Genomic DNA, 657 nt, shown 5'->3' with positions numbered 1-657 from the left:
CTGTGCTGTTAATACGAATGCTTTGGTTTAGCTCGGTGTTGTTATAAGCATATTCGATAACATATGCTGAAATTTCACTACTTTCCAGTGCGCTGCCGTCTTCACGTGTGCTTGGCGCAGACCAGCTTAGCTCGAGTGAAGAAGGTAGAGAGTTAACCGAGACCAAGGCTTCTTGTGAGTAAGCTTCACTGCTGGCATTACTGACGACTACAGAATATAAGCCGGTATCTTCGATACCCGCATTGCTGATGCTCAAGTCCTGCGAATTAGCGCCAACTAACTCTTCGCCATTGAATAGCCACTGATATGAGAATGGGCCGTCTCCGCTAGTGCGAACTGTTAAGTCTACACTTTCACCCGCGTTGATCTCTTGTGAATAGGGCTGCTGGGTTATGCTTACCGGTACACTTATAGATAATACGCTTAGGTTTGCACTGAAAGATGTAGCGGAGCCTTGCGTGTTACTAACTGTCACATCATAGCTCCCTGCATCACTTAACTCGACTGAGTTTAGGCTTAAGGTATTGCTATATGCGCCGCTAATATCCGTGCCATTGTGTCGCCATTGGTAAGTCAGAAAGCCTCCACCGCCAGCGTTGACGCTAAATGAAGCGGAGCTTCCTTCGGATACTGTTAATGAAACGGGGTGCGAGTTAA

General features: G+C 47.0%; 1 protein-coding gene. It reads right to left on the bottom strand.

Going from position 1 to position 657, the window contains the following annotated elements; all coding sequences use genetic code 11:
- The coding region (locus A3735_RS26380) for an immunoglobulin domain-containing protein (RefSeq protein ID WP_197486065.1) at positions 1-657 on the bottom strand (657 nt) is incomplete at both ends.

The organism is Oleiphilus sp. HI0061 (genome assembly GCF_001635675.1).
The sequence above is the reverse complement of the archived record's forward strand: the minus strand, read 5'-3'. Positions and strand labels throughout refer to the sequence as shown.